Here is a 2046-nt window from a genome sequence, read left to right as displayed (position 1 = left end):
CAACGAAAGTCAATATCATTCCATTGTTGTCCGAAGTCAAGTCATCTTCGGACAACACAAGTCAAAATCATTGCATTGCTGTTCGAAGTCGGAGCAACTTTTAGAACACCCAATTAGAAAAGTAGCTATAGTAGTGATTTCTTCCTCAATAATAATTGTTTAAATTCTTGATCCAATTTAGCATATTTAGGATTTGATTGATCGATTAGGGAGAGTTCCCCCAAAATCGAAACTATCTTATTTTCAATCACCATTAGCTCTTCTTCCTTGTTACCTTGTATTTGCTTTTTGGGATTAAAGTATTCGTCAGGAGTCATTTCCTTACGATGAATTTGTTTATTTTCAAATACTAGTATTCGATTGCATAGCTTATTTAAAAAATAGTAATCATGAGATACCATAATAATCGTACCAGAAAATTCATTTAAAGTTTGTTCAAGCTGTTCCCTGGTTGGCAAATCGAGGTGGTTTGTAGGCTCATCTAAAATAAGCACATCATAATCCTTCATTAAAATATCCACCACTTTGACACGTGTTCTCTCTCCCAAACTTAGCATACCAATTGGCTTGGAAAGATGTTCTTCCCTTAAACCTAAATTGGCAAGATACGTTCTCGCTTTATAAATATCCTCTTTATCCGTATAACCGAGAGCATCCATAATCAACTTATTAACAGGCATATCCGCAACATCTTGACTGAGATAAGCAATTTTAAGAGAGTCGCTTTTCCAAAGTTCTCCCTGGTCAATTGACTCTTCACCAAGAATCAGCTTAAGTAGCGTTGTTTTTCCACAGCCATTTTCACCGATTATTCCGATTCTTTCACCATGATTAATGTAGAAATGAGTTGGTTGAAATAGAATTCGATTACCAAATGATTTTGTAAGTTTCTTGGCTTCTATAATCCGTTTCCCTCTTTTCCCTTGGCTTTCAAATTGAAACCGGACCTGAGCTTCTTCATGTGGTCTATCGATTTTGTTTTTTTCAAGTTCGCTCTCAAGACGTTTCATTTTAGACTTCACTTGTTTATCGAGCCTTTTCGCTTTTACACGATGATACTCCTTGAACCCCTCTTCTTTAGTGGAAGTGCGATGGGCCTTTTCAGACCAAGACTGAAGCTGCCCCATTTGCCTTTCGATTTCTTGTTTTTTTCTTTGTTGAACTTCGTATTGATGCTGTTGTTCTTCGCGAAGCTTTTTTTTCTTTTCTATATAATCACTATAATTCCCATTAAAAAAGTGAATCTTGCCATGTTCTAACTCATAAATCCTATTTACAGTCTGATCTAGAAAATGACGGTCATGAGAAATGATGAAAACAGGTCCATTGAACTTTTTTAATTCCTCTACAAGCCATTGAATGCCTGTAAAATCTAAATGATTGGTCGGTTCATCTAGAATAAGTACATTCGGTTTCGTTGTCCATATCATTGAAAGCGCCAGTTTTAATTTTTCCCCACCGCTAACATGCTGCAAACGCTGATTTTCCCATTCTTTTACTCTTGTCAGTCCCATTTCACTGGTAAGTTGATAAAAATCAGAATGATCAGTTGCCGTATGGTGAAAATCATTTAATTCATAATCAATAGATTGACTTAGATAGCCAATTTTTAGATTGATGGAGGATTCAATATGGCCCTGGTCAGGCTCTTCTTTTCCAGAAAGGATTTTTGCTAAGGTTGTTTTCCCAGTACCGTTGTAACCAACCAGACCAATTCTATCGCCATACTTAATATCAAAATCGACATTCTCAAATATGTTTTGTAAGTTATAGCTTTTCGATAATCCTTTCACTTTTAACACAACTGTATTTTTGTTCATAAAAAAACTCCCTTCAATGGAACCTGAAGAGAGTTTTTTTATATCATTTACGAAAATTGGATGCCATAGACAAATAAACCCAAAAATGGGCATAGGGTAATTGGCATTTCTCGATCAGACATAAAAAAGGACATATTAATCCTATTCTTCAGGTTCAACATTTATTCGTTTATTCGAATCATGTTCTGAAAAATAAGATTATAATTTCATCGGCCCTTGGTTCATT

The 2046-nt window shown here is 35.3% G+C and carries 1 protein-coding gene; it reads right to left on the bottom strand.

The genetic code is table 11. From position 1 onward, the window contains the following. Positions 1–125: 125 nt before the first annotated feature. Complete coding sequence (gene abc-f / locus V7083_RS17940; protein ID WP_335480442.1) at positions 126–1820, bottom strand: ribosomal protection-like ABC-F family protein; 1695 nt, start codon at positions 1818–1820, stop codon at positions 126–128. Positions 1821–2046: the final 226 nt, after the last annotated feature.

The sequence above is a fragment of the Bacillus sp. JJ1764 genome, assembly GCF_036962145.1.
In the GTDB taxonomy this organism is placed as follows: domain Bacteria; phylum Bacillota; class Bacilli; order Bacillales; family Cytobacillaceae; genus Neobacillus.
The sequence above is the reverse complement of the archived record's forward strand: the minus strand, read 5'-3'. Positions and strand labels throughout refer to the sequence as shown.